Source organism: Bradyrhizobium sp. HKCCYLS2038 (genome assembly GCF_051167655.1).
Taxonomy (GTDB): Bacteria; Pseudomonadota; Alphaproteobacteria; order Rhizobiales; family Xanthobacteraceae; genus Bradyrhizobium.
Map to the genome: position 1 here is coordinate 1656611 of NZ_JBNPTM010000001.1, position 23084 is coordinate 1679694.

Annotated in this window: 21 protein-coding genes; 7 read left to right on the top strand and 14 right to left on the bottom strand. The window is 66.7% G+C overall.

What is annotated here, in order from left to right; genetic code table 11:
• Positions 1–18 precede the first annotated feature (18 nt).
• The 3 genes from ACQR1I_RS07155 to ACQR1I_RS07165 all read right to left on the bottom strand — a co-directional run bounded on the left by ACQR1I_RS07155 (position 19) and on the right by ACQR1I_RS07165 (position 3789).
• Positions 19–690 (bottom strand): OmpA family protein, encoded by a 672-nt coding sequence (locus ACQR1I_RS07155; protein WP_434868980.1) that lies wholly within the window; start codon positions 688–690, stop codon positions 19–21.
• Positions 690–1106, bottom strand: a complete 417-nt coding sequence (locus tag ACQR1I_RS07160) for a hypothetical protein (protein ID WP_434868979.1) — start codon at positions 1104–1106, stop codon at positions 690–692. Before ACQR1I_RS07160 ends, ACQR1I_RS07155 begins: the two co-directional genes overlap by 1 nt.
• 118 nt (positions 1107–1224) lie before the next feature.
• Entirely contained in the window at positions 1225–3789 is a 2565-nt protein-coding gene (locus tag ACQR1I_RS07165) for an ATP-dependent helicase (RefSeq protein WP_434868978.1), read from the bottom strand.
• A 294-nt stretch (positions 3790–4083) separates the two neighbouring features.
• On the opposite strand from ACQR1I_RS07165, the gene ACQR1I_RS07170 reads away from it, so the two are divergent.
• Positions 4084–4257, top strand: coding sequence for a DUF1328 domain-containing protein (locus ACQR1I_RS07170; protein ID WP_008964634.1), 174 nt, complete (start codon positions 4084–4086; stop codon positions 4255–4257).
• A gap of 165 nt (positions 4258–4422) precedes the next feature.
• On the opposite strand, the gene ACQR1I_RS07175 is transcribed toward ACQR1I_RS07170, so the two are convergent.
• From ACQR1I_RS07175 to ACQR1I_RS07195, 5 genes are all read right to left on the bottom strand, one after another.
• Entirely contained in the window at positions 4423–5547 is a 1125-nt protein-coding gene (locus ACQR1I_RS07175) for an OmpA family protein (RefSeq protein WP_434868977.1), read from the bottom strand.
• Between the two features lie 549 nt (positions 5548–6096).
• Positions 6097–6741, bottom strand: a complete 645-nt coding sequence (locus tag ACQR1I_RS07180; RefSeq protein ID WP_434868976.1) for a hypothetical protein — start codon at positions 6739–6741, stop codon at positions 6097–6099.
• A complete protein-coding gene (locus ACQR1I_RS07185) occupies positions 6738–7481 on the bottom strand; it encodes an OmpA family protein (protein ID WP_434868975.1) in 744 nt (247 codons plus the stop codon). The genes ACQR1I_RS07180 and ACQR1I_RS07185 overlap by 4 nt, the downstream gene beginning before the upstream one ends.
• A 1-nt stretch (position 7482) precedes the next feature.
• The gene (locus ACQR1I_RS07190) at positions 7483–8244 is read right to left on the bottom strand and encodes an MBL fold metallo-hydrolase (RefSeq protein ID WP_434868974.1); all 762 of its coding nucleotides are present in this window, start codon (positions 8242–8244) and stop codon (positions 7483–7485) included.
• A 54-nt stretch (positions 8245–8298) separates the two neighbouring features.
• The gene (locus ACQR1I_RS07195; RefSeq protein ID WP_434868973.1) at positions 8299–9129 is read right to left on the bottom strand and encodes a roadblock/LC7 domain-containing protein; all 831 of its coding nucleotides are present in this window, start codon (positions 9127–9129) and stop codon (positions 8299–8301) included.
• Between the two features lie 260 nt (positions 9130–9389).
• On the opposite strand from ACQR1I_RS07195, the gene ACQR1I_RS07200 reads away from it, so the two are divergent.
• Positions 9390–10889, top strand: a complete 1500-nt coding sequence (locus ACQR1I_RS07200; protein ID WP_434868972.1) for an amidase — start codon at positions 9390–9392, stop codon at positions 10887–10889.
• A gap of 5 nt (positions 10890–10894) precedes the next feature.
• Here the strand turns inward: ACQR1I_RS07200 and ACQR1I_RS07205 are convergent, their stop codons facing one another.
• Positions 10895–11737, bottom strand: coding sequence for a class I SAM-dependent methyltransferase (locus ACQR1I_RS07205; protein WP_434868971.1), 843 nt, complete (start codon positions 11735–11737; stop codon positions 10895–10897).
• A gap of 156 nt (positions 11738–11893) precedes the next feature.
• Between ACQR1I_RS07205 and ACQR1I_RS07210 the strand changes: the two genes are divergently transcribed.
• Entirely contained in the window at positions 11894–13432 is a 1539-nt protein-coding gene (locus ACQR1I_RS07210; protein WP_434868970.1) for a helix-turn-helix domain-containing protein, read from the top strand.
• Between the two features lie 16 nt (positions 13433–13448).
• On the opposite strand, the gene ACQR1I_RS07215 is transcribed toward ACQR1I_RS07210, so the two are convergent.
• Positions 13449–13955, bottom strand: a complete 507-nt coding sequence (locus tag ACQR1I_RS07215; protein ID WP_434868969.1) for a thioesterase family protein — start codon at positions 13953–13955, stop codon at positions 13449–13451.
• 72 nt (positions 13956–14027) lie between these two features.
• Between ACQR1I_RS07215 and ACQR1I_RS07220 the strand changes: the two genes are divergently transcribed.
• A complete protein-coding gene (locus ACQR1I_RS07220) occupies positions 14028–15449 on the top strand; it encodes an FAD-binding oxidoreductase (protein ID WP_434868968.1) in 1422 nt (473 codons plus the stop codon).
• A 350-nt stretch (positions 15450–15799) separates the two neighbouring features.
• On the opposite strand, the gene ACQR1I_RS07225 is transcribed toward ACQR1I_RS07220, so the two are convergent.
• The 4 genes from ACQR1I_RS07225 to ACQR1I_RS07240 all read right to left on the bottom strand — a co-directional run bounded on the left by ACQR1I_RS07225 (position 15800) and on the right by ACQR1I_RS07240 (position 19320).
• Positions 15800–16066 (bottom strand): GCG_CRPN prefix-to-repeats domain-containing protein, encoded by a 267-nt coding sequence (locus tag ACQR1I_RS07225; RefSeq protein WP_434869113.1) that lies wholly within the window; start codon positions 16064–16066, stop codon positions 15800–15802.
• Positions 16067–16334: 268 nt separating this feature from the next.
• Positions 16335–16565: a hypothetical protein gene (locus ACQR1I_RS07230; RefSeq protein WP_434868967.1), complete on the bottom strand. Its 231-nt coding sequence runs from the start codon at positions 16563–16565 to the stop codon at positions 16335–16337.
• Positions 16566–16696: 131 nt separating this feature from the next.
• Positions 16697–18379 carry a SulP family inorganic anion transporter gene (locus ACQR1I_RS07235; RefSeq protein WP_434868966.1) on the bottom strand — a complete coding sequence of 561 codons (1683 nt, stop codon included), beginning with the start codon at positions 18377–18379 and terminating at the stop codon, positions 16697–16699.
• A 23-nt stretch (positions 18380–18402) separates the two neighbouring features.
• Positions 18403–19320 (bottom strand): LysR family transcriptional regulator, encoded by a 918-nt coding sequence (locus ACQR1I_RS07240; protein WP_434868965.1) that lies wholly within the window; start codon positions 19318–19320, stop codon positions 18403–18405.
• 100 nt (positions 19321–19420) lie between these two features.
• Here ACQR1I_RS07240 and ACQR1I_RS07245 point away from each other — a divergent pair, with 100 nt between their 5' ends.
• The 3 genes from ACQR1I_RS07245 (at position 19421) to ACQR1I_RS07255 (ending at position 23049) form a co-directional block, all read left to right on the top strand.
• The gene (locus ACQR1I_RS07245) at positions 19421–19855 is read left to right on the top strand and encodes a DoxX family protein (protein WP_434868964.1); all 435 of its coding nucleotides are present in this window, start codon (positions 19421–19423) and stop codon (positions 19853–19855) included.
• 213 nt (positions 19856–20068) lie between these two features.
• Positions 20069–20881 (top strand): DODA-type extradiol aromatic ring-opening family dioxygenase, encoded by an 813-nt coding sequence (locus ACQR1I_RS07250; RefSeq protein ID WP_434868963.1) that lies wholly within the window; start codon positions 20069–20071, stop codon positions 20879–20881.
• An 863-nt stretch (positions 20882–21744) separates the two neighbouring features.
• Entirely contained in the window at positions 21745–23049 is a 1305-nt protein-coding gene (locus ACQR1I_RS07255; RefSeq protein WP_434868962.1) for an MFS transporter, read from the top strand.
• The last annotated feature ends 35 nt before the right edge of the window (positions 23050–23084 follow it).

A 23084-nucleotide genomic window follows, 5' to 3' on the forward strand; every position in this document is an offset into this window, starting at 1 on the left:
GCGCAGGTCTCAATTGCATCAATTGCGATGCTTGCGCGGCGCCTGCTTGCCGGGAGCTGCGGGGGCAGGGGGCGGAGGCGGGGCTGCGGCCTCCTCGGCAGCCTTGGCTACCGTAATGATCTGGATCTGCTGATTGACGGCAGCCGTCGGCTTGGAAGGATCGAGCAGTTGCTCCTCGCCGAGCCCGATCGACTGCAGGCGCTTGACCGAGATCTTGAAGGTGTTTGCGAGGATGTCGCGGATCGCGTCGGCGCGGCGCTGGCTGAGAATGACGTTGGACTCGCGCTTGCCGTTGGCCTCGATGTGGCCGACGATCAGGAACGTGTAGGGAAGCAGATCGGAATAGACCATTGCGTCGGCAATCCGTCCGACGGTCTGATAAGATTCGGGACGGACGATCGGCGTGTCCACGTCGAACTGGATGTCGACGTTGAACGTCGGCAGCGTCGTCAGCTCCGGCGCGATCGGCGTCCGCTTTTGCGGCGGCGGCTCGTTGCGGCTGCGGATCTTCGAGCGCTCCTGTGTCTGCTGTTTCAGCGCCGCCAGATCGAGCGCCGGTGCGGTCTCGAAACGGTTGAGCTGCCGCACGATGTCCTCGCGCGACACTTCCTGCGCTCGCGCCGGCAAGCACGCGACGACAGCCGAAGCGGCCAACATCGCAGACAGCAATGACATCGTCCGACGTCGCATCAGCGATACCCCGCCTCGCCAAGGGACTGCTGGCAGCGCGGGCTGACGCCGTTCGCCGTCATCAGGCACGGAATCGACTTGCTGGTCTCCTTGGTCGAGCCGCCGCACAGCTTGACGATCTCACGCTGGCAGGCATTGGCCACGGCGACGCGCGCCGAGATACGCTTCTGGATGGCCTCGAATGCCTTGAAGTAAGTCGCCTTGCACTGAGGGGAGACGACGTCCTGATTGCGCGACAGACATTCCTTGAGACGGTTGGAATCGAGATTGACGCCGCGACAATTGGCGGTGATGTCGGCGCCGCAACTCGATGCGATCAGCCCCGCGGAATCGCCAAAGCTCATCGTCTGCGCCGTCGCGAGCGACGGTGCCGACAGCGCGAGCGCTACACTCAACAGCATGTATGTCCGGACCATGGTTGCATCTCATACGATGCGCACTGCCACGGTCAAGGCCTAACCAAGGCGAAGCGTGAAGTTCGATTGCCGCAATCGGCGCCCGCCACATCACGATGAGCGCACCGTGGCCGACAGGTCACGCCCGCTGCACGAAGCTGTCGACGACGTGCTTCTCGCCGGCCTTGTCGAAAGCGATGGTCAGCTTGTTGCCATCGACCTTGATCACGTGGCCGTAGCCGAACTTCTGGTGAAACACGCGGTCGCCACGCCCAAACTCCGACGTGGTGCCGGTGGATTTCGCCACCAGTTCGCCTTCGATGGTCAGAGGCCCGCGCTTGTTACGGCCAAAATTACCGCCGAACGGATCGCGCCCGGAGAACGGCGATGGTTCTTCCTGGAAGCCGCCATCCGACGGGCCGCGCGTGCCGGGACGGCGCGCCTGTGCGCGCTGCCAGCCGGGCGTGGAATAGCTCGACCCGAACGACTCGACATTGTCGAAGCGCGACGGGCCGTAGCCGCCGGCGCCGCCCCAGCCGGAGCCGCCCTTGGATTCCGTGATCTCGACGCTCGCGGTCGGCAATTCGTCGAGGAAGCGTGACGGGATCGTCGTGGTCCAGGTGCCGTGGATGCGGCGGTTGGTCGCGAAATAGATCTTGGCGCGACGGCGTGCGCGCGTCAGGCCGACATGGGCGAGGCGGCGCTCTTCTTCGAGGCCGGCGCGGCCCTGCTCGTCGAGGGTGCGCTGGCTCGGAAACAGGCCTTCCTCCCAGCCCGGCAGGAACACGTTGTCGAACTCGAGGCCCTTGGCGGAGTGCAGGGTCATCAGCGACACCGCTTCCTCGTCGGCTGCGCCCTCGCGGTCCATCACCAGCGAGATGTGCTCGAGAAAGCCGTGCAGATTCTCGAACTCCTCCATCGAGCGGACGAGCTCTTTCAAATTGTCGAGACGTCCGGCCGCGTCGGCCGAGCGGTCCTTCTGCCACATCTCGGTATAGCCGCTCTCGTCGAGCACGATCTCGGCGAGTTCGGTGTGCGGCGTCACCTCGCGCTGGGCCCGCCAGCGCTCGAACTGCAGGATCAGTCCGCGCAGCGAGCCGCGCGCCTTCGGCTTCAGTTCGTCGGTCTCGACCATTGCGCGCGCCGCCTCGAACAGCGGGATGCGGCGCTTCCGCGCGTGGTCGTGCAGCATCTGCACCGTGGCATCGCCGAGCCCGCGCTTCGGCACGTTGACGATGCGCTCGAAGGCGAGGTCGTCAGCCGGCGAGTTGATGACGCGCAAGTACGCCAGCGCATCGCGGATCTCGGCGCGCTCGTAGAAGCGCGGACCGCCGATGACGCGATAGGGAAGGCCGAGCGTGACGAAGCGGTCCTCGAATTCGCGCATCTGGTAGGACGCGCGCACCAGGATGGCGACGTCGTTCAGATGCTCGCCCTTGCGCTGCAGCTCCTCGATCTCCTCGCCGATGCCGCGGGCTTCCTCTTCCGAATCCCACGCACCGGTCACCGTGACCTTCTCGCCCTCGACATCCTCGGTGTGCAGCGTCTTGCCGAGCCGGCCTTCGTTGTGCGTGATCAGATGCGAGGCGGCAGCGAGGATGTGCCCGGTCGAGCGGTAGTTGCGCTCCAGGCGAATGACTTTGGCGCCGGGGAAGTCGTGCTCGAAGCGCAGGATGTTGTCGACCTCGGCGCCGCGCCAGCCATAGATCGACTGATCGTCGTCGCCGACGCAGCAGATGTTCTTGGGCGCGGGCGCAGACCCAGGCGCGGCAACACCTCTGTCGTCATCACCGGGCCGACGCGCAGCGTCGAGACCCGGTGATCCATCTTCTTCCGAAGCAACGATGGATTGCCGGGTCGAGCCCGGCAATGACGAGCCAGACGACGGCGCCTGCGACAGCAGCCGCAGCCACAGATATTGCGCGACGTTGGTGTCCTGATACTCGTCGACCAGGATGAACTTGAAGCGGCTCTGATACTGCCGCAGCACGTCCGGGTTCTCGCGAAACAGCCGGATGTTCTCGAGCAGCAGGTCGCCGAAATCGGCGGCGTTGAGGATCTTCAGCCGCTCCTGATAGCTCGCATAGAGCTTGCCACCCTTGCCGTTGCCGAACACGGCGGCTTCGCCCGAGGGCACCTGCGACGGTGCCAGGCCGCGGTTCTTCCAGCCGTCGATCAGGCCGGCCAGCATGCGCGCCGGCCAGCGCTTGTCGTCGATGTTCTCGGCCTGCAAGAGCTGCTTGAGCAGGCGGATCTGGTCGTCGACATCGAGCACGGTGAAGTTGGACTTGAGCTGCACCAGCTCGGCATGGCTGCGCAGGATGCGCCCGGCGATCGCGTGGAAGGTGCCGAGCCACGGCATGCCTTCGACGGCCTGGCCGAGCATCTCGGCAAGCCGCGTCTTCATCTCGCGCGCGGCCTTGTTGGTGAAGGTCACCGACAGGATCTCGCCGGGGCGTGCGCGGCCCATGCTCAGGATGTGCGCGATGCGCGTCGTCAGCACGCGGGTCTTGCCGGTGCCCGCGCCGGCCAGCACCAGCACGGGGCCGTCGAGCGTCTCCACCGCGTCGCGCTGCTCCGGATTGAGGCCGGCGAGATAGCGCGCACCGCCGGTTGCGGCGGCGCGGGCGCGCGCGGCGATGCCGCCGGCGACGGGTTGGTGGTCAGGCGCAGGAAACGGGCTCACGCGGTTGGGCTCGGTCATCAGCGAATCAGTCTCGTCCTCTGGCCGCATCATAGGGCGGTATCAAGAGGTCTGCAGGAAGGAGCCCTCATAGCAGGGATTGACGGTGATATGGGGCCGTCCGAAGCGTTTTACAGCCCTAAATCCGGTCAGCCTGGGGACATCATCCCGCGCGCCAACGAACGAATGTTCCGGCGAACCGTGAATTTTTACCGGCTGAATCCGGCGGAACCATTGTTCCCAGCCACGATTGTTGAGGAAACGGCGCTTGCTCCGCGTCGATTTGAACCGCAATCGAGAGACAGAGGTCGTGTCATGTTAGGCTGGGTCGTTACCTTCCTGGTTATCGCATTGATCGCCGGCATCCTCGGCTTCGGCGGCGTCGCCGGTGCCTCCATCGAGATCGCCAAGATCATCTTCTTCATCGCCATCGTGCTGTTTCTGGTGTCGGCCGTCGTGGGCCTCGCCCGCGGCCGCACCCGCGTGTAGTCGGCCTCATCCCCTGACAATGAGGTCGGCGAAGGGCGCAGTGCCTCGAAAGAGGTGCTGCGCCCTTTGCGCGTCTGCGACTGAGTTCGACTGGCGCGACGGGTACCTCGGCGCGCGCGGATCGACTTGCGGGCGGTCCGTTTGCGCCGGCGGAATCGATCCGGATCAGCTCAAACAGTTGATGATCCTGAGTTCGACGCGACGGTCGAGTGCGTCGCTCGGATCGTCGCGGCCGGTTCCGACGATCATTTCGCGGGACCCGCGGCCGCTGGCGATCAGTCGACCCTCCAGGCTCCTGTCCTGGGCCTGCACCTGATCCCTAATATAAGCGGCGCGCAGGATGGACAGTCGGTCATTGATGCCGGAATATCCCGTCGCGCTGGTATGACCCACTACTTCGAGGCAGACATGGTTGGCGGCGGTTCGTTGGGCGATCTTGCCGATCCAGGCCTGATAGGGCGCGCGCGCCTCTGGATCGGCGTAGAACAACGTCGTGCCCGGCTTGAATAGGAACTTGATCGCGAGCCGATCGCTGTTCTTCAGCCCGAAATCGAGCAGCCGGTCGAATGCCTGCATTGCGAGTTGCGTGCGGCCGAGTTTAAGGGCCGACAGGTAGATTCCGCTGTAGATGCGCAGCTGCTCGCCTCCCTCCATCCGCAGCGCGATCTGATAGAGTTCGAGCGCGGCCTTGTAGCGGCCGGCGTTGTAGGCCTCAATTCCCTCGTTGACCTGAGCCGAGGCAAGGATGTGATTGGTATAGGTCTGGTCGACGGCGTCGCCCGGCTTGGCGCCCTGGCAGCTTTTCACATAGGCCTCGGTGGCCGGGTCCTTGGTGTAGACCGGGCTATCCTTGAAGAAGGGGGCCGGTGTCGGATCGACGTCGTCGGGCAGCGCGCGCGCGACGCCTTTTGAGACGACCGTGTTGCGGTTCAAATCGGCGATCGCAAGGCAGATCCGGTAGGCGTCGCGGGGGCCCGTGGGCAAGCCGTCGTTGTTGATCGGGGTGAGGGTGCCGATCAGGACCAGCGGCTTTCGTTGCAGCGAGGCCACCGTGAACGGCAGGGTGCGGATCCGGGGATAGTTCGCCGCGATGAGCGCGGTGATGCGTTGCTGCTCGAGTAACGTTGCTGCCGATTGCACCCGGGTGACGCCGTCGATCAACGGGTCGATCACCAGTTCGAGTTGGCCCTGCGCAGCGTCGTCCTTGAACTTGGACAACAGGTCATGGGCCGCTTTCGACAGCGCATTCTCGAGCGGCACGGGCGTCGGAGGAGGCGCGATCGCCGCCAACGGCGGCGTCGCCTGTGCCGACGGCGAGATCTCCAGCGCCCGGATCGCCGGAGCCGGACACGCGACGATCAGCCAGCAAAGTGCGAGCCCGATCGGGCCCTTGCGAAGTAACACAACGCGCTCTCGTCAGAAGACAGATCCCAACCTGTGGAATGATTGAGGAAATTCTTGTCGAAAGCAGGTCGCTCAACCGGGGTTGGTGGATTTTCAAGTCGCACGAATTTTGCGCTGGGCAGGGGATCTGGCACAGACTCGCCACACCTTCGCTGGATTTCGAATGCGCCAGGGGCGGCGCACTGGCCACTCCCCGATCGCCTAATCCTGTTGGACTCAATACGATTGCGGCGGCTGCGCATTGCGGCGGCGATCGCATTTCGTCGCCCAGATTATGGCGGTCGGATCCGGGGTATACGGAGGCGCCGCCCAGATGTTGTACGATATTCGCTGAAAGTGTGACTTCGGCAGGGTCCGTGAATCGTTTGCCGCGTGAGGTCGGCGAAGGGCGCAGTGCTTCGAAAGAGGTGCTGCGCCCTTTGCGTTTCCGCTCGATCAGGCCGCCGCGGTCAGCGCCACCTGAACCTTGGCGAGGGCGGGATCGAGCGCCACCGAGGCGAGGCGCGGATCGCTGGAGAGCGCGGTCAAGGTCAGCGTCTGGTCCTGCACGCGGAAGATCCGGCACAGCGTCGTCGCCTCCGAGGCGTCGCGCAGCATCACGGACAGCGGCGCAACATCGTGCTCGGCACTGACCTTTTCGGCGACCAGTGACAGCCGCGTCGCGGCCGCGGCCAGCCGTTCGGTGTGACGCCCGGTCGTATTGGCCGCGAGCGGCAGGCCTTCCTCGTTCGTCAGCAGCACGGTTTCGAAGCGGCCGACCTCGGCGATCCTGTCGAGCAGCGGCACCAGTTCGCGTCGTCGCCCCGGGCGGCTCGCGAGTTGCGCCAGGTCGAGCGAGATGCGCTCGCGCTCGACGAGGGGCGCCAGCACGTCCTCGATCGCGCTGCGCAGGCGGGTCTCGCGCTCGGTCGCGTCGTGGCTGCTCTGCTCCTGCAACTGATCGAGGCTCGCCGCCTGCAATTGCACCTGCCGACGCAACTGGTCGCGCGCCAGCACGCCCCGCCGGACGCCGAACAGATAGCCCGCGGTCAGCAGCAGGATGGCGGCGCCCAGGCCGCTCACGATGGCATAGATCGTCATGGTCGCTTTGCCTCGGTGAGGTGATCGCAGTCGTCGACGCCGGCGATGCGCAGCACCGCCTTGCGGTCCGCCGCCACAGCCTCGGCATCGCCATGCGCCGCGCCGGCGCCGGCGGCGCGCACCGCGATCTGCTGGGCCGGGATGCCGTCCTTCTTGAACAGCTCCGCAACCGCCTTGGCGCGCGAATAGCTCAGGAGCACGTTGAGATCCTCGCTGCCGCTGGCATCGGCATGTCCCTCGATCACGAGGGTCGCGTCGGCGTGCCGTGACAGCGCCTTCTGCAGGATCGCCCGCGAACGCTTCATGTCGGCCGGATTCGGTCGTGTGCTGCCGCGCTCGAACGCGATCGCCAGTGGCGCGAAACATTCGGTGCTCGCCTTCGCGGCGCTCGGCGGCTCGGCGCGGGCCGCCGGCGCTGCGGGAGCAGCGGGTGGCTCGGCCGGAGTGGCGGAAGGCAACGGCATCGGAGGCGCGACGATCAGAGCGGGGAGAGGCGCCGGGGGCTCGGGCGGTCTCCGTACCGGTTCGACGACGATCGGCTGTGGTGCCGGGATCGCGGCCACCACTTGCGGCGCCGCCGGGGCTTGTTGCCACAACGAGGCCGACATGATGGCGACCAGCGTGCCCGCGACGGCAAAGGCGGCAACGAGCCAGACCGGCGCATCCTCGCCGGCCACGACATACGCATCGGCGCGCGCCGCTGGCGCAGGGAACGCGGCATGGGGGGAGGGCGCCAGCATGTCAGCCCGCCGGCACCTTGAACTTCGGCGTGATCAGGTCGATGCCGCATTCGAGGCCGGCACACCATTCGATGAACTGGCGCGACATCGCCGCGTCCGGAAACAGCGCGCCATGTTGTGGCGCGATGATCTCGATGTCGAGCGGCCGCACCATCTCAGCCCACGCCTTCATGACGCGGTTCGACACCATGTAGCGGCGGTGAAAGCCCTCCATGAAACGGATATGCGCCTTGAAGTCGCGCGTGACCGTGTAGTCGACGCCGATCGAGGCGCCGAGATCGCCGCTGTAGAGGATCTTGGAGTGGGGATCGTAGAGCTGGAAATTGCCCTCGCTGTGCAGGAAATGCGCCGGCAGCGCGTAGAGCTTGCAGCCGGCGAGATCGAACACCATGCCTTCGTCGGGGATCGGCTTCAGCCTATCGGCGACGATGTGGTCGAAGCCGAAATGCGGCACGAAGCGGGTCCACAGCGCGGAGATGTAGGCATCGGCGTCGGTCGTCATCAGCCAGCCGTTGATGGCTGCCACGATGTCGGGATCCTGATGCGACAGGAACAGATATTTCAGCCGGCCGCCCGACAGCTCGCTGAAGGTCTCGCCGAGCACCCGCGAATAGACCTTGTGGCCGCCGGGATCGAGCAGCATGCCGACGCGATCGTGAATGATCAGGTGCTGGTTCGCCTGCACCGCGAGGTCGCCGGCGCTGAAATCCTCCAGCAGGATGTTCTTGTGGATGCCGTCGTCATAGAGGACGGTATTGGCCATGTACGCTACTCCCGCCGGCGCAACGCGCGCCGGCTCACGTGTAATACGACTGCGCTACAGCACCTTCTGCAGCGACCGAACGGCCTCGCGCATGTCGAAGAAGGTCAAGCCCAGCTTGCTGTTCTCGTTGGTCAGCGCGAGCAGCAGCGCGCCGCGGCCGGCGCTGACCAGCACCGCATAGCCGGACTCGCCGCGGATGATCACCTCCTGGAGATGGCTGCGGCCGAGCTCCATCGCGGCGCGGCCGCCGAGCGAGAGCAAGGTCGCGGTCATGCCGGCGACCCGCGTCTCCTCCATGTCGGCGGCGAGCACGCTGGCGATCATCAGCCCGTCCTCCGAGATCAAAGCGCAGGCCTCGACGCCGAACGAATCGCTCTGCAGCTTGCGCAGCACCCGGTTGATTTCATCGAGTCGTGACATCGGCTTCTCCTCGATGGCGCGCGGGGTAAACCTGGAATGAAACTGAGTTTGAGCCATGGTGGGATCCTGGTCGTCAGTGTGGGCTGTCGAAACGGACGCATGAGAAATTGCGGATGGGTCGGAAATGGAATGCGGAGGTTCGTTCGGGGCGAGCGTCGCCTGGTCGGGATCATCGTCCGGCGCCGTCAGCGCGCGGGTCTCGATCGTCTCGACGGCGTCGTCGAGCGCGCGCTGCTCGGCCTTGATCCGCGATCGCGAGACCGGCGGGTCCATGGCTTGAAGCTGGGCGACCAGCGCCTGGCGCGCCGACTGGTAGACTTCCGCCCGGCGTTCGGGCGTCGCTTCCGGCAGGTTCTCCATCGCACGCGACAGCACGATGAAGTAGTCGGCGGTGGTCACGGGGATGGCTGAAGCATCCTCGTAGGGTCCATGCGCTCTGCTCAGCAGGCTTGCGAGACGTCCCATCGCTCTCTTGACCACTCTACGCAACTAACGGTGCGTAAGGGTAGGTCGATGCAAGGGACGGCACGAATGATCTGAATCAAATTAACAAAAATCCCGATCATCAGGCACGGTTCGGCCACGAAATCGGCTGACCAACGTCGCCACACCGCCGTGTCTGTCCTGATTAGGCCGCATTGTTGCCGCGATCGCTGCAAGTGCGCCGCTGTTGCAGCCAGAATCAGCTACGATGATGGCCGTCCGTTGCAGTTCGGGAGAGCAATGTGAACGTTCAGGACTATCTGCAGCGCGACGCGACGGCGCTGGCCGAGGCGGTGAAAGGTGGCGAGACCAGCGCGGCCGAGCTGCTGCAACTCGCTCTGGCGCAGAACGCACGCGCCCAGCCGCGAACCAACGCCATCTGTGCGCTGATGGAGCGCGAGGCGCGCGCGCAGCTGGCAAAGCCGGCGGCTGGTCCGTTCACCGGCGTGCCGTTCCTGATCAAGGATTGCGCGCAGGATTATGCCGGCCTGCCGACCGCCTATGGCAGCAAGGCGCTGTCGCGCGTCGTCGCCGGCGATCATGCCCATGTCGTGCGGCGCTATCTCGCCGCCGGCCTCGTGATCTTCGGCAAGACCAACCTGCCGGAGCTGGCGCTGAAGGGCGTCTCGGATTCGCGCGCCTTCGGCCGGGTCAGCAATCCCTGGAATAGCGCGCACACGCCGGGCGGCTCCAGCGGCGGCGCTGCCGCGGCCGTCGCATCGGGCGTCGTGCCGATGGCCGCCGGCAATGATGGCGGCGGTTCGATCCGGATTCCGGCCGCCTGCTGCGGCCTGTTCGGCCTGAAGCCGTCGCGCGGCTTGATCTCGTCCGGGCCGGGCTTCGGCGAGTACTGGTACGGCGCGTCGAGCGAGGGTGTGATCTCGCGCAGCGTTCGCGACACCGCGCTGGCGCTCGACGTCATCGCCGGCGCCGAGCCTGGCGATCCTTTCCTCGTTGCCGAGCCGGGCACGGTGTTCGCAAATGCCGTGACGCGCGACCCGCCGCGCCTGCGCATCGGTTTCAGCACCGTTTCACCGATCGGAACGGAGGTGCATCAGGAAGCGAAGCTCGCGGTCGAACATGCCGTGAAGCTGCTGCAGGGGCTCGGCCACGAGGTCGAGGAGGCCACGCCCGACATCGACGGCGCGGCACTGGCGACGTCGTTCCTGCACGTCTATTTCGGCCAGGTCGCAGCGTTCGTCGCCGACGCCCGCAGCAAGGGCGCCAAGGGCGAGGATTTCGAGCTGTTGACGCGGGTGCTGGCGACGCTCGGCGGCGCGATCTCGGCCGGCGCGCTGACGACGCAGCTGTTGAAGTGGAACGTGTTCGCGCGGGCGCTGGCGCGCTTCCATGCGCGCTACGACCTGCTGCTGACGCCGACGCTCGCGCATCCCCCGATCCGGCATGGCCAGGGTGATCCGTCCACCGCCGAGCAGACCCTGCTCGACATGCTCGATCGCATCGGCCTGCTCGGACTGCTGACGCGCTGGGGCGCGCTCGACGGCATGATCAACAAGATCGCCCGCGACAGCCTGCAATACGTTCCGTTCACGCAAGCGGCCAATCTCACGGGAACGCCGGCGATGAGCGTGCCGCTGCACTGGACCGCCGACGGCCTGCCGCTCGGCGTCCAATTCGTGGGCCGGCTCGGCGACGAGGCGCGGCTGCTGCAGTTGGCGCGCCAGCTCGAGCAGGCTCAGCCGTGGTTCGAGCGCCTGCCGGATTGGGTGGTGCAGAGCTGACGATCTCAGCGCTTGGTGATGACCACCTCGAGATATTCCGATGGCACCACCATCGTGCCGTCCTCGGCCCGATTGAGCGATCCGATCAGGGCCAGCATGTCGCGCCTGAGCTCGGCCTGCCGGTCGCCGTCGAGCGCCGCGAAGGCCTTGAGCACCGGGCCGTAGTAGGTCTTGAACACGTCGACGAAGTGCTCCGGCGAGCGATAGCGCATCGTGAAATGGCGCCTGTCGCAGCCGATGTGGGCGGCGGCATGACCGAACATCTCGCGAAGGCGTGCTTCGGTGCCCCACAGCGCCGGCGACCTGGCGCCGGCCGGCGGCGGCAGGTATTTGCCGAGCGTCTTGAAAAGCTGGCCGATGAAGCCGTCGGGGGTCCAGTTGGCCAGTCCGATCTTGCCGCCGCTGCGGCAGACGCGCGCGAGCTCGGCGGCGGCGCGGTCCTGCTGCGGCGTGAACATCACGCCGAAGGTCGAGACCACGACGTCGAACGTTCCGTCATCGAAGGGGAGCGCCTCCGCGTCGGCCTCCTTGAACTGAACTGCAAGACCATCGGCGGCGGCACGCTGGCGGCCACGATCGAGCAGGGCAGGCACATAGTCGGTCGAGACGACGTCGCACCACCGCCGCGCCGCAGCCAAGGTGACATTGCCGTTGCCGGCGGCGACGTCGAGCACCTTATGGCCAGCGCGGATGTCGAGCGCCTCACAGAGGTCCTCGCCGACGATCTGCAGCGTGCTGCCGACGATGGCGTAGTCGCCGGACGACCATGCGCCGTGCTGCCGCGCTTTGAGCGCGGTGAAATCCGGCTCGAGGGTCACGCCGGCCTGATTTGCAGGTGATGAGGTCATGATGGTCTCCTGTCGGGGAATGCCGCGCCGATGCGCGTCCTGTCCACAGACGTACGCGGCAGCCCTCGGCTCGGCCTATCCAGATCGCGACACGGCCATCCGGATCGTGAACTTTTCGGCCGTCCCCGTGACCCATTGGCGAATGGACATCGTCTCATGATGGACGAAGAGCAGGTTCCCCTGGCTGCCCGGCAGCCTCTACCGCGCAGCGTGCGGCGCGCGCTCGAGGCGATGCACCACGACCTCGGGCGGCGCTGGACGCTGGCCGAACTGGCGAAGGTGGCCGGTGTGTCCGGACGCACCTTGCAGCGCCATTTCGTCAGTTCGATCGGCCGGTCGCCGCAGATGGTGCTGCAGGAGATCGGCTACGCGCGCGCCCGTGTCGAGTTGCTGCAGGGCCGCGCCGGCGAGAAAGTGATGGACGTCGCGCTACGCTGCGGCTTCCCGCATTACGGCCGTTTCGCCGCCGGCTATCGTCGCTGTCACGGCGAGACGCCGTCGGACACCCTGAAGCGGCAGGCGGTGTTCATGGCGAAGCTCGCAGCGCCGCGCACCACCCTTGCAGCCGTCCGCGATCGGCCGACCATTGCCTTCGCCATGATCGCCGCCGATCCAGGCGCGCGCGAACTGGGCGACGACCTCGCGGCCGAGCTCACACTGGCGCTGACTCGCGCGGGATTTGCCGTGACGACGCAGCCGCAGGCGGCGCGCTACCACATGAACGCGTCTCTCCGCAGTCGGAATGGTGCGTCACGGCTGCTGCTGCAGCTGATCGACCAGGACAGCGGCGGGCTGATCTGGGCGCATCGCGGCGAGGTCATGCTGCAGTGGGAGCCCGACAGTCACGAAAGGTTGGCCACCCGCGTTGCCGCATCGCTGCTCCCCAGCGTGCGCCGCGCCGAGATCGATCGGGCGCTGCGCAAGCCGGATGAGGGGCTGACGGCGCAGGATCTCGCGCTGCGCGCCATGCCCGGCGTGTTGTCGCTCGACGCCGAGGGCAATCGCCGGGCGCTCGAGTTGCTGCATCAGGCGATCGCTCGCGATCCTGGTCATGCCCTGGCCACTGCGCTTGCGGCCTGGGTCTACGGCCAGCGCGCAGTCTATCATTTCGGCACCGCCCCAAGAGCTGACCGGCAGCTTGGCCGCGCTTTGGCGCAGCGCGTGCCGACCGAACTCGCAGATGCGACCGTGCTGTGCGTACTCGGCAATGCGCTCACCTTGCTGGACGAGCTCGCCGAGGCCGAGCAGGTGGTGGGCCGGGCGCTCGCGCTGGACGGCGGCGCCGCCTGGGCCTGGAGCCGCAGCGGCTGGCTCGATGTCTACCGCGGTGATGCAGCGTCCGCGATCGAGCGCTTCCGGATTGCGCTGGACCTCGCGCCGCAGGACCCGCTCGCCTTCAACGCGGTCATAGGAATCGGCTGCGCGCATTTCGCCGCCGGGACCTACATGGAGGCGGCGCGCTGGCAGCAGCGCGGCTTGAGGCAGCACCCGTCGTCGCTGTGGGTGCACCGGACCCTGTGCCCTTCGCACGTGCTGGCGGGCGAGCGCTCCGAAGCCCTGCGCAGCCTGACGGCGCTGCGCGCCGGCTATCCGGACCTGACCTTGGCCGAGGTCCAGCGCGGCATGCCGCCGCTGCCGGACGCCTATTCGAATCGGGTGTTCGAGGGATTGTCCGATGCCGGCCTGCCGGCGTAGCGGCGGACAATCGCCTTCATTTCTTAGGCATGCCGATGGCACGTCCCAGGCCGTCCGGCCGCGGCAGTGCGGCATGAGCCTGCTGCATGCGGCCGATGTTGGCCTGGATGTCCGGCGGGAACGGCGCGACCTTGCGCCTGGTCATGTCGATGTGGACCGACATGTTCTCGGAGGTTGCCGAGATCCAGCCTTCCTCCGCATGGCGCAACTCCTCGAACGTATGCAGCCGCTTCTCGTCGGCGGCGATCAGCCACACCGCGACCTGGACGGGATCGCCGAGATGAATCTCGCGCAAGTACCGCACGTGGCATTCGGCGGTGAAGGTCGAGCCCTGGCGCTCCTGCATGTAGGCCGGGCCGATGCCGAGCTCGGCCCAGATCTGGTCGATCGCGCGATCGAACATCACGTTGTAATAGGCCATGTTGAGATGGCCGTTGTAGTCGATCCATTGCGGCTCGATCTGCATGATGGACGACAGGAACGGCCCCGCGCCGGCTTGTGTGGGCACTGCATTATCGCTCATCGGCTCTTCCGTTTGCTCCCTTGACCCTTGTTGCGTCCTTTGCCACCGTCCGCCCAACTTTCGGAGGAAGCAGTGGCGACGACGATCCCTCATCACGACTTGAAACGGCCGGCGCCGGAGGCGCTGAAAAGCGCGCTCGACGCGCTCGCGGCCCGCTTCGGCAACAGGCTCATCACCTCGCAGGCCGTGCGCGAGCAGCATGGCCATACCACGACCTGGCTGCCGACGCAGCCGCCGGATGGCGTGGTGCTGGCGCAGGAGACCGTCGACATCCAGGACGTCGTCCGCATCTGCGCTCCGCTCGGCGTGCCGATCATTCCGTTCGGCACCGGCACCTCGCTGGAGGGCCAGGTCAACGCGCCGGCCGGTGGAATCTGCATCGACATGCGCGACATGAACAAGGTGCTGGAGGTGCATGCCGAGGACCTCGACTGCGTGATCCAGCCCGGCATCACCCGCAAGACGCTGAACGAATATCTCCGCGACCAGGGCCTGTTCTTCCCGATCGATCCTGGCGCCGACGCCTCGCTGGGCGGCATGGCCTCGACGCGCGCCTCCGGCACCAATGCGGTGCGCTACGGCACCATCCGCGAGAACGTGCTGGCGCTGAAGGTCGTGCGCGGCGACGGCGAGATCATCAAGACCGGCACCCGCGCCAAGAAATCCGCCGCCGGCTACGACCTGACGCATCTGTTCGTCGGCGCCGAGGGCACGCTCGGCATCATCTGCGAAATGACCATCCGGCTGCGCGGCATCCCCGAGACGATCGCCGCCGCCGCGTGCTCGTTCGAGACCGTGCGCGGCGCCTGCCAGGCGACCATCCTCGCGATCCAGACCGGCATTCCGGTGGCCCGCATCGAGCTGCTCAACGCCGCGCAGGTCAGGGCCTGCAACGCCTATTCGAAGCTGACCTTGCCGGAGACGCCGCTGCTGCTGCTCGAGTTCCACGGCAGCGAGGCCGAGGTCGCCGAGCAGTCGAAGAACTTTGCTGAGATCGCGGCCGAATGCGGCGGCGGCGACTTCAGCTGGACGACCAAGCCCGAGGACCGCACCAAGCTGTGGCAGGCGCGCCACGACGCCTACTGGTCCGTCAAGGCGATCCGGCCCGGCGCCGGCGTGGTCGCGACCGACGTCTGCGTGCCGATCTCGCGTCTCGCCGATTGCGTCGGCGAGACCGAGGAGGATCTGGCGCGGCTGAACCTGACCTCGCCGATCGTCGGCCATGTCGGCGACGGCAACTTCCACTGCTCGCTGATGTGCGACGTCGACGATGCCGACGAGATGGCGCGCGGCGAGGAGTTCATGCACCGCCTCGTCGAGCGCGCCCAGGCGATGGGCGGCACCTGCACCGGCGAGCACGGCATCGGCCAGGGCAAGCAGAAATATCTGAAGTCCGAGCTCGGCCAGGAAGCCCTCGACGCCATGCGCGCTGTCAAGCAGGCACTCGATCCGCAGAACATCTTCAACCCCGGCAAGATCATCCCGGCGAACTGAGTCCACATCTGTCCCGCGCTCTCGCTCCGAGCACGCTGCGCTCCCTCTCCCCGTTCTTCACGGGGAGAGGGCGGGGGTGAGGGGGCAGCGGCACAGGAATTGTTTGAGAGGGACTGAACCCTCTTCTCGGATCGCATCGACCAGTTGCAGTGAGGCTGAGCGATTCGAAGGCTCGCCATTCGGACCACCCGCGCGACTGCCCCTCACCCCGACCCTCTCCCCGTGAAGAACGGGGAGAGGGGGTTCACTGAACGCGCGGCGACAGTGCCGATCTCACTTCGTTAGTACGGCACCAAATACAAAAACGCCGCCGCATCCTGGATGCGGCGGCGCTTTTGCTTGCGCTCAGATCAGCGGCAGACGCGGCGCGGGCCGTAGGGGGTCGGGCGGATCCAGCAGGTGCGCGGGCCGTAGCCACCATAACCGTAATAGGCGCGCGGGGCGGGGCGGCAGTTGCCCCAGCGATCACGGGCCCAGCCTGGACCGCAGCCGCCGGCCACGCTCTCGATATTGCTGTCCGGGGAGGCAGGCTGGGCCGGCAGTGTGAAGGCCTGCGCCGCCGATGCACCCAGCATGACGGTCGCGCCGAGCAGGGCGGAGGTGAACAGATTGCGCATTGCGGTGCGGTCCTCTCGTTGGTTGGGAATCAGTACAGTCGTTAGACGTTGTCGCACGCGAGTTGGTTTCGCAATTTTTTCGACGTCGCGAAACCTCGCTCTGATACCATAGCGGGTAGCGCTGCGATGTTCATGCCGCGCATTTCTGCTGATCATGCGACGCATCGCTGCAGCTTCACAGCGTCCCAATCACTACAGCTTCTTTGCTGCAAGGAAGATGAACAACGGCAGCTGGTGCGTTCTGCAGCGCACGCTCTCGTACGCGGACTCATTTGCCGCCCTGTTGCGCCTTCGCGTCCTTCAGCGCATGCCTGCAGCCATCGGAGAGCTTGTCGAACTTCTCGATCATGCACTGCTTGATGCGGCCGCCGCCCGGCATGATTCCGGCGCACAGCGTGCGCACCTCGCTTCCGCAAGCCTGGCGCACGGCGCTCGTGTCCCGGGCCTGTGCGGTGGCGATCGTGCCGACGATGAACAGCAACGGGAGCAGCTTGCGCATGAACGATGATCCTTGTCCTAGGCCTCGGGCGTCATGAAGGGAGGAGTTCTCGTCGCCGAACTTTGCCCGGATGTGTCATGCCGCACTGCAATTCGTAACGATTTGTATCCGCACCGCTGATCGCGCTCAACTCAGGCCGGCCTGAGCTTCTGCAAGGCCAGATCGACGCTGCGGAAGACGCGGTCGCGCGGCAGCACGTCGTAGAGGCCGAAGCGGTCGAACGCCGCCTGCGCGCGCAGCGATTCCAGCCGCGCCACCGCGAACACGATGCCTTCAGCATTGCACAACGCGATCACCTCGCGCAGCGCCTGCGCCGCCGTGAAGTCGATCTCCACCATCGCGCTCGCCTCGAGTACGAGGAGCTGGGGACGGCGGCGCCGCAGCATGTGCTGCAGGTCGGCGCGGAACGTGGCCGCGTTGAGGAAGCTGAGCGGTGCCTGGAAGCCGACCACGGCGATGTCGGACAGCTCCTCGCCGCGGATGTGCGGATGGGCCGGCCACCAGATCGTGGTGTCCGGCACGCGCTCGAACGTGATGAGATGCGCGCGCGTCGTGCTCCAGATGCCGTGCAGCAGCGATAGCGAGATACCGAGCGCGACACCCTGCTCGATCGGCAGCACCACGATCGCGGCCGCCGTCGCTAGGATCAGCAGGAACTCGCCCTTGGACTGCCGGTACACCGTGACGATCTGCGCCATGCGGATGATGCGCAGCGCGACGAACAGCAGCACCCCGCCGAGCGCCGCCTCCGGCACATGCGACAGCAGCCGCGCGCCGAACAGCACGAGCAGCAGCACGATGGCGGCCGCGAGCAGGCCGGCGACCTGCGAGCGCCCGCCGGTTTCGACCACGATGCCGGTGCGCGGCGGACTGGCATTGACGGGAAACGCGCCAAACAATCCGGCGAGCACGCTGCCGGCGCCGGCGCCGAGAAAATCGCGGTCGACATCGGCCGGGCGATCCGGTTCGGAGGGGAACGAGCGCGTCGTCGCCGCCGTCTGCATCATCACCACGACGGCAATCAGGAATGCCAGCGGCACCAGCTTGACCCATTGCTCCGGTCCGATCAGCGGCACGGATGGCATCGGCACGGCGCCGGAGAGGGTGCCGATGACCGGCACGCCGCGCCCCTCGAGCCCGGCTCCGATCACGAACAGCGTCGCAGCGACGAGCGCGATCAGTGCACCGGGAATGCGGGCGCTGATCCGCTCGCACAGCGTGACGGTCGCGAGCACGCCGAAGCCGATGACGAGCGTGTAGCCGTTGGTCTTGCCGAGTTCGCCGGCGATGATCGCGATCCGCGCCAGCGTCGGCCCGCTCGGCTGTGGCAGGCCGAGCACGCCGGGCAATTGCGAGACGATGATGTGCACCGCGATGCCGGCCAGGAAGCCGACCGTCACCGGCACCGACAGGAGATTTGCGATGCCGCCGAGCCGGAAGCCGCCGGCCAGCACCAGCAGGATTCCGACCAGCAGCGCCAGCGCTGCGGCCTGGCTGCCATACTCGGGCGACCCGGTCGCGGCGAGCAGCGCCAGCCCGCCGGCAAAGATCGGCGTGATGGTGGAATCGGCGCCGCAGGACAGGAAGCGGTTGGCGCCGAACAATGCGAACGCGAGCGACCCCGCCACGAAGGCGAAGAAGCCGATCTCCGGCGTGAAGCCGCCGAGCTTGGCGGTCGCCATCTGCTCGGGAATCGCAATCGCCGCCAGCGTCAGCCCCGCGGCAAGGTCGGCGGGCAGGGTGCTGATCCGCCAGCCCTGCAACGAACGCAACATCGGCCAGTGCAGCGCGTGATCAGGTGGTTGATCCGTCATGTCGATGGCTCCATGCGGCTGGGTCACGCGAGGTCGCGATCCCAAGGCGGCTCCGGCGCGAACGCCGCGGCAAGATAGTCGATGAAGGCGCGCACCTTGGCCGAGGGGGTGCGGTCCGGCAGGTAGACGGCGTGCACGGCCAGCAGATCCGATGGCGGCACGTCGATCGTCACCGGCCGCAGCCGCCCCGAGCGGAGCTCGTCGCCCACGATGAAGGTCGGCTGGTAGATCAGGCCTTGCCCGGCGAGCGCCGCTGCCAGTAGCGCATCGCCGTTGTTGGCGCGCAGGTTGCCGTTCACGGTGACATCGACCGCCGGCTTGCCGCCCATGCGCCAGCGCGACGGACCAGCGGCGGCCAGCGTGTAGCCGAGGCAATTATGGCCGGCGAGATCGGCTGTCGTGCGCGGTGTGCCATGCGCTGCGAGATAGGCGGGCGCGGCGCAGATCATCATCCGGCACGGCGCCAGCCGCCGCGCCCGCAGGGTCGAGTCCTTCAGCGCCGCGATCCGGATCGCGAGATCCCAGCCTTCCTCGATCAGGTCGACCAGACGGTCGTTGAGTCCGAGCTCGACGCTGACACCGGGGTACAGCTCCGCGAACCCCGCGAGCAGCGGCGCGATCTGCCGCGTGCCGAAGGCGAGCGGGACGTTGATCCGCAGCAGGCCGCGCGGCTCGACCCTTTCAGCGGCGATCGCGCTCTCGGCGGCCTCGAAATCGCCGAGCACGCGTTCGGCCAGATCGAGATAGCGCCGGCCGGCCTCGGTGATCGTCAGCCGCCGCGTGGTGCGATGAAACAGTTTTGCCCCCAGCCGCGTCTCGAGCGCCGCGAGATGCTTGGTGACCATGGTCGGCGACATCCCGAGCAGACGCGCGGCGCCCGACAGGCTGCCGGACCCGGCTACCTTGGAGAGCACCTCGAGACCGGTGAGGCGGTCGAGCAAGCTCAATCTCACTCTGACAGTGTGAATTGAATTTCCATTATACCGGATTATCGTCTCGGGAGAAATGATCCATATCGCGGGGGTCCCCACGGAGGTTTTGATGATCGATTCCCGTACCGCCCCCTATGCCGCGCTCCTGCTCCGCCTGACGCTCGGCGGTCTGTTCCTGGCTCATGCCGGTCTCAAGCTGCTCGTCTTCACGCCGGCCGGCACCGCGAAATTCTTCGGCAGCATCGGCCTGCCGCCCGAGCTTGCCTATGTCACGATCACCGCCGAGCTCCTTGCCGCCATCGCCCTGATCCTCGGCGTCTACACCCGCTGGGTCGCGCTCGCCGCCGTGCCGATCCTGCTCGGCGCCATCTTCACAGTGCACGGCTCGGCCGGCTTCTTCTTCAACAATCCCAAGGGCGGCTGGGAGTATCCGGCGTTCTGGGCCGTCACCCTGGTGATCCAGGCCCTGCTCGGCGACGGCGCCTATGCGCTGGGCAGCCTCCGCGCCAGCCTTGCCGGCGGCCAATTGCGCAGCGCGCATTGACGGCGAAGGCGGCTGCTGTCGCTCCAAACTCGGTGTCATCCCCGCGAAAGCGGGGATCCATAACCACCGGCCGGACTGAGTTGAGCAATCTGGTCGACGCCCAGCCTGCCTCAAATTGCGATCACGCGGTATGGGTCCCGGCTCGAGGCCGGGACGACAGTTGTGGTCGACGTGCCAGCTGAGATATTCGGAAAGAGAACGAGGAGCGATGACATGACCCTGCCCAGCATCTTCCTGTCGCACGGCTCGCCGATGCTGCCGCTGACGGCCTCGGCGGCGCGTGACTTCCTCGCCGGCCTCGGCGACAGCCTGCCGCGGCCCAAGGCCATCCTCGTGATCTCGGCGCATTGGGAAACCGACATTCCCGCCGTCAACGTCGTCGCTCAGAACGAGACGATCCATGATTTCTACGGCTTCCCGCCCGAGCTCTATCAGCTGCGCTATCCCGCGCCGGGCGCGCCCGATCTCGCCCGCGCCGTCGCGGAGCGCCTGCACGCCGCCGGCTTTCCCGTCGGCGCCGATCGCGAGCGCGGCCTCGATCACGGCGCCTGGGTGCCGCTGCTCCTGATGTATCCGCACGCCGACATTCCCGTCATGCAGCTGTCGATCCAGACCGAGCAGGGGCCTGCGCATCACCTCGCGCTCGGCCGCGCGCTGGCGCCGTTGCGTGACGAGGGCGTGCTGATCATCGGCAGCGGCAGCTTCACCCATAATCTCGGCGAGTTCCGCAAGCGTCGGCTCGACATCGACGATCCCGCGCCGTCCTGGGTGGTCGACTTCGCCGACTGGGTGCACCAGGCCGCGATCGAAGGACGCGTCGACGATCTCGTCAACTATCGCCACCTGGCGCCGCACGCGCGCGAGAACCACCCGACCGACGAGCACTTCCTGCCGTTGTTCGCCGCGTTGGGCGCGGCCGGCGAAGGCGCCCGCGTCGAGCGCCTGCACAACAGCGCCAATTACGGCGTGCTGCGCATGGACGTGTACGCGTTCCATGGCGCCGACGAGGTGAAGGCCGCGGCGTAGAACGCTGAACTGATTAGTTCGCCGTCACCCCATGGCGTCATTCCGGGGCAAGGCCGCAGGCCTTGAACCCGGAATGACGGCCTCGCATGCTTTGCCCGTCGGGTTACTTTGTCGCAGCCGATTTCCCTTGTGTCGTCGGGCAAATCACCGCGATCTTCTCGTACATCCCGCCTCACTTCGGAGGGGCGTTGCGCGCGATCGTCACGACACGCGGGGCGGGGAGCGGTGGCCGTGAGATGTTGCAGCATGTCCTTGGATGTGCGGACGAACGATGATCTTGCGGACGTGAAGTTGCAGGGTTCTGATACCTCGACGCTGGTATCTCCGCGCAGCGTGTGAAACGCGTTGTCGCGCATGGCGGCCAACAAGCCGAGCGCCAGGAAGCCTGCCTATAAGCGTTAAGACCATCGCGCAGGGAGGGCCGGGCGTCTCCGGCCAAACCTGTGGTACCTGCCGCCTGCATTTTTTGAGCAGGCGGGCCACGGGCGCGGCCAGCGCCCGGCCTTCCCTGCGCCCTCCTGTTGGAGGAGGGTGAGTCACCAAGCATAACTCGGGCGCGTCGCGCCGCGAGGATGTGTAGCCGTGACCCGGCAAGCGCATCACACATTCGGTGTCGTCCCGGCCTTGAGCCGGGACCCATAGCCACCGGATGCCACGAGACGCGCAATTGCCAGCCACGTTCCTCGCGAGATCACGCGGTATGGATCCCGGCGCGGAGGCCGGGACGACCAGCGAGGATGACGACGGTGCGCTGCACACATGACCTCGGAGGTAGCTGACGCCGCCGGTGCGAGAGCAGAAAATCCTTGACCCGTTCGCATGCAAATGATGCGAAGGATGCACCAGGGAGTGAAACAACAACAATGCGCCTGCCGTTCTATTATGGCTGGGTCATCGTCGCCGTGACCTTCGTGACGATGGCGGTCGGCGTCAATGCGCGCACCGCGTTCTCGCTGTTCTATCCGCCGATCCTCGCCGAATTCGGCTGGGACCGCGGCGTCACCGCCGGCGCGTTCTCGTTCGGCTTCGTCGCCTCCGGCATCGTCAGCCCACTGATCGGGCGGCTGATGGACCGCACCGGACCACGCGCCGTCATGGAACTCGGCGTCGCGCTGATGGCTGGCGGCCTGCTGCTGGCGCCGCTGACATCGCAGCCCTGGCATCTCTACGTCACCATCGGCGTGATGGTCGGTTCCGGCAGCGTCTGCCTCGGCTATTCCGGCCAATCGCTGTTCCTGCCGAACTGGTTCATCCGCCGCCGCGGGCTCGCGATCGGCATCGCCTTCGCCGGCGTCGGCTTGGGCTCGATGACGCTGCTGCCCTGGGTGCAGCACATGATCGCGCAAACCAATTGGCGCACCGCCTGCACCGCGATGGGCATCGTCGTGCTGGTCGTGCTCGCGCCGATCAATCTCTTGTTGCGCAAGAAGCCGGAGGAGATCGGCCTGCGTCCCGACGGCGATGCCGCGCCACTCGCCAATGCCGCCAAGCCTGCGTCGAACATCGTCGACCCGGCGTGGGCCGGTATCGACTGGACACTGTCGCGCGCGCTGCGCACGACGCGGTTCTGGTGGCTCGCGCTCGGCTACTTCTTCGGCCTCTACGTCTGGTACGCCGTGCAGGTGCATCAGACGAAATACCTGCTCGAGATCGGCTTCAGCTCGAACGTCGCGGTGTGGGCGCTCGGCGCCGTCAGCCTGCTCGGCATTCCCGGGCAGATCGCGCTCGGTCATCTGTCCGACCGGCTCGGCCGCGAGGCGGTGTGGGGCCTCGGCTGTCTCGGTTTTGCGATCTGCTTCGCCGCGCTGATCGCGCTCAAGGCCGCGCCGTCGCTCGTGCTGGTCTACGTAATGGTCGCGACGCAGGGGGCGCTCGGCTACGGCATCACCTCGGTGATGGGCGCGGTCGTGCTGGAAATATTTCAGGGCGCGCAATTCGGCAGCATCTTCGGAACGCTGATGATGATCGGGCTGTGCGGCGGCGCCGCAGGACCATGGGTGACCGGCGTGCTGTATGATCACACATCGAGCTACACGCCGGGCTTTGCGATCGCCTTCGCCGGCGCGTTCGTTTCGGCCGCCGCGGTCTGGATCGCGGCGCCGCGCCGGGTTCGCGTCGTGGCCGGCCAGTTGCACAGGTTAAAGACGGTGGCCGGGACTGCGGCATGATGTGTGAGCTGGCCGACTTGCCATAGCGACGGGGC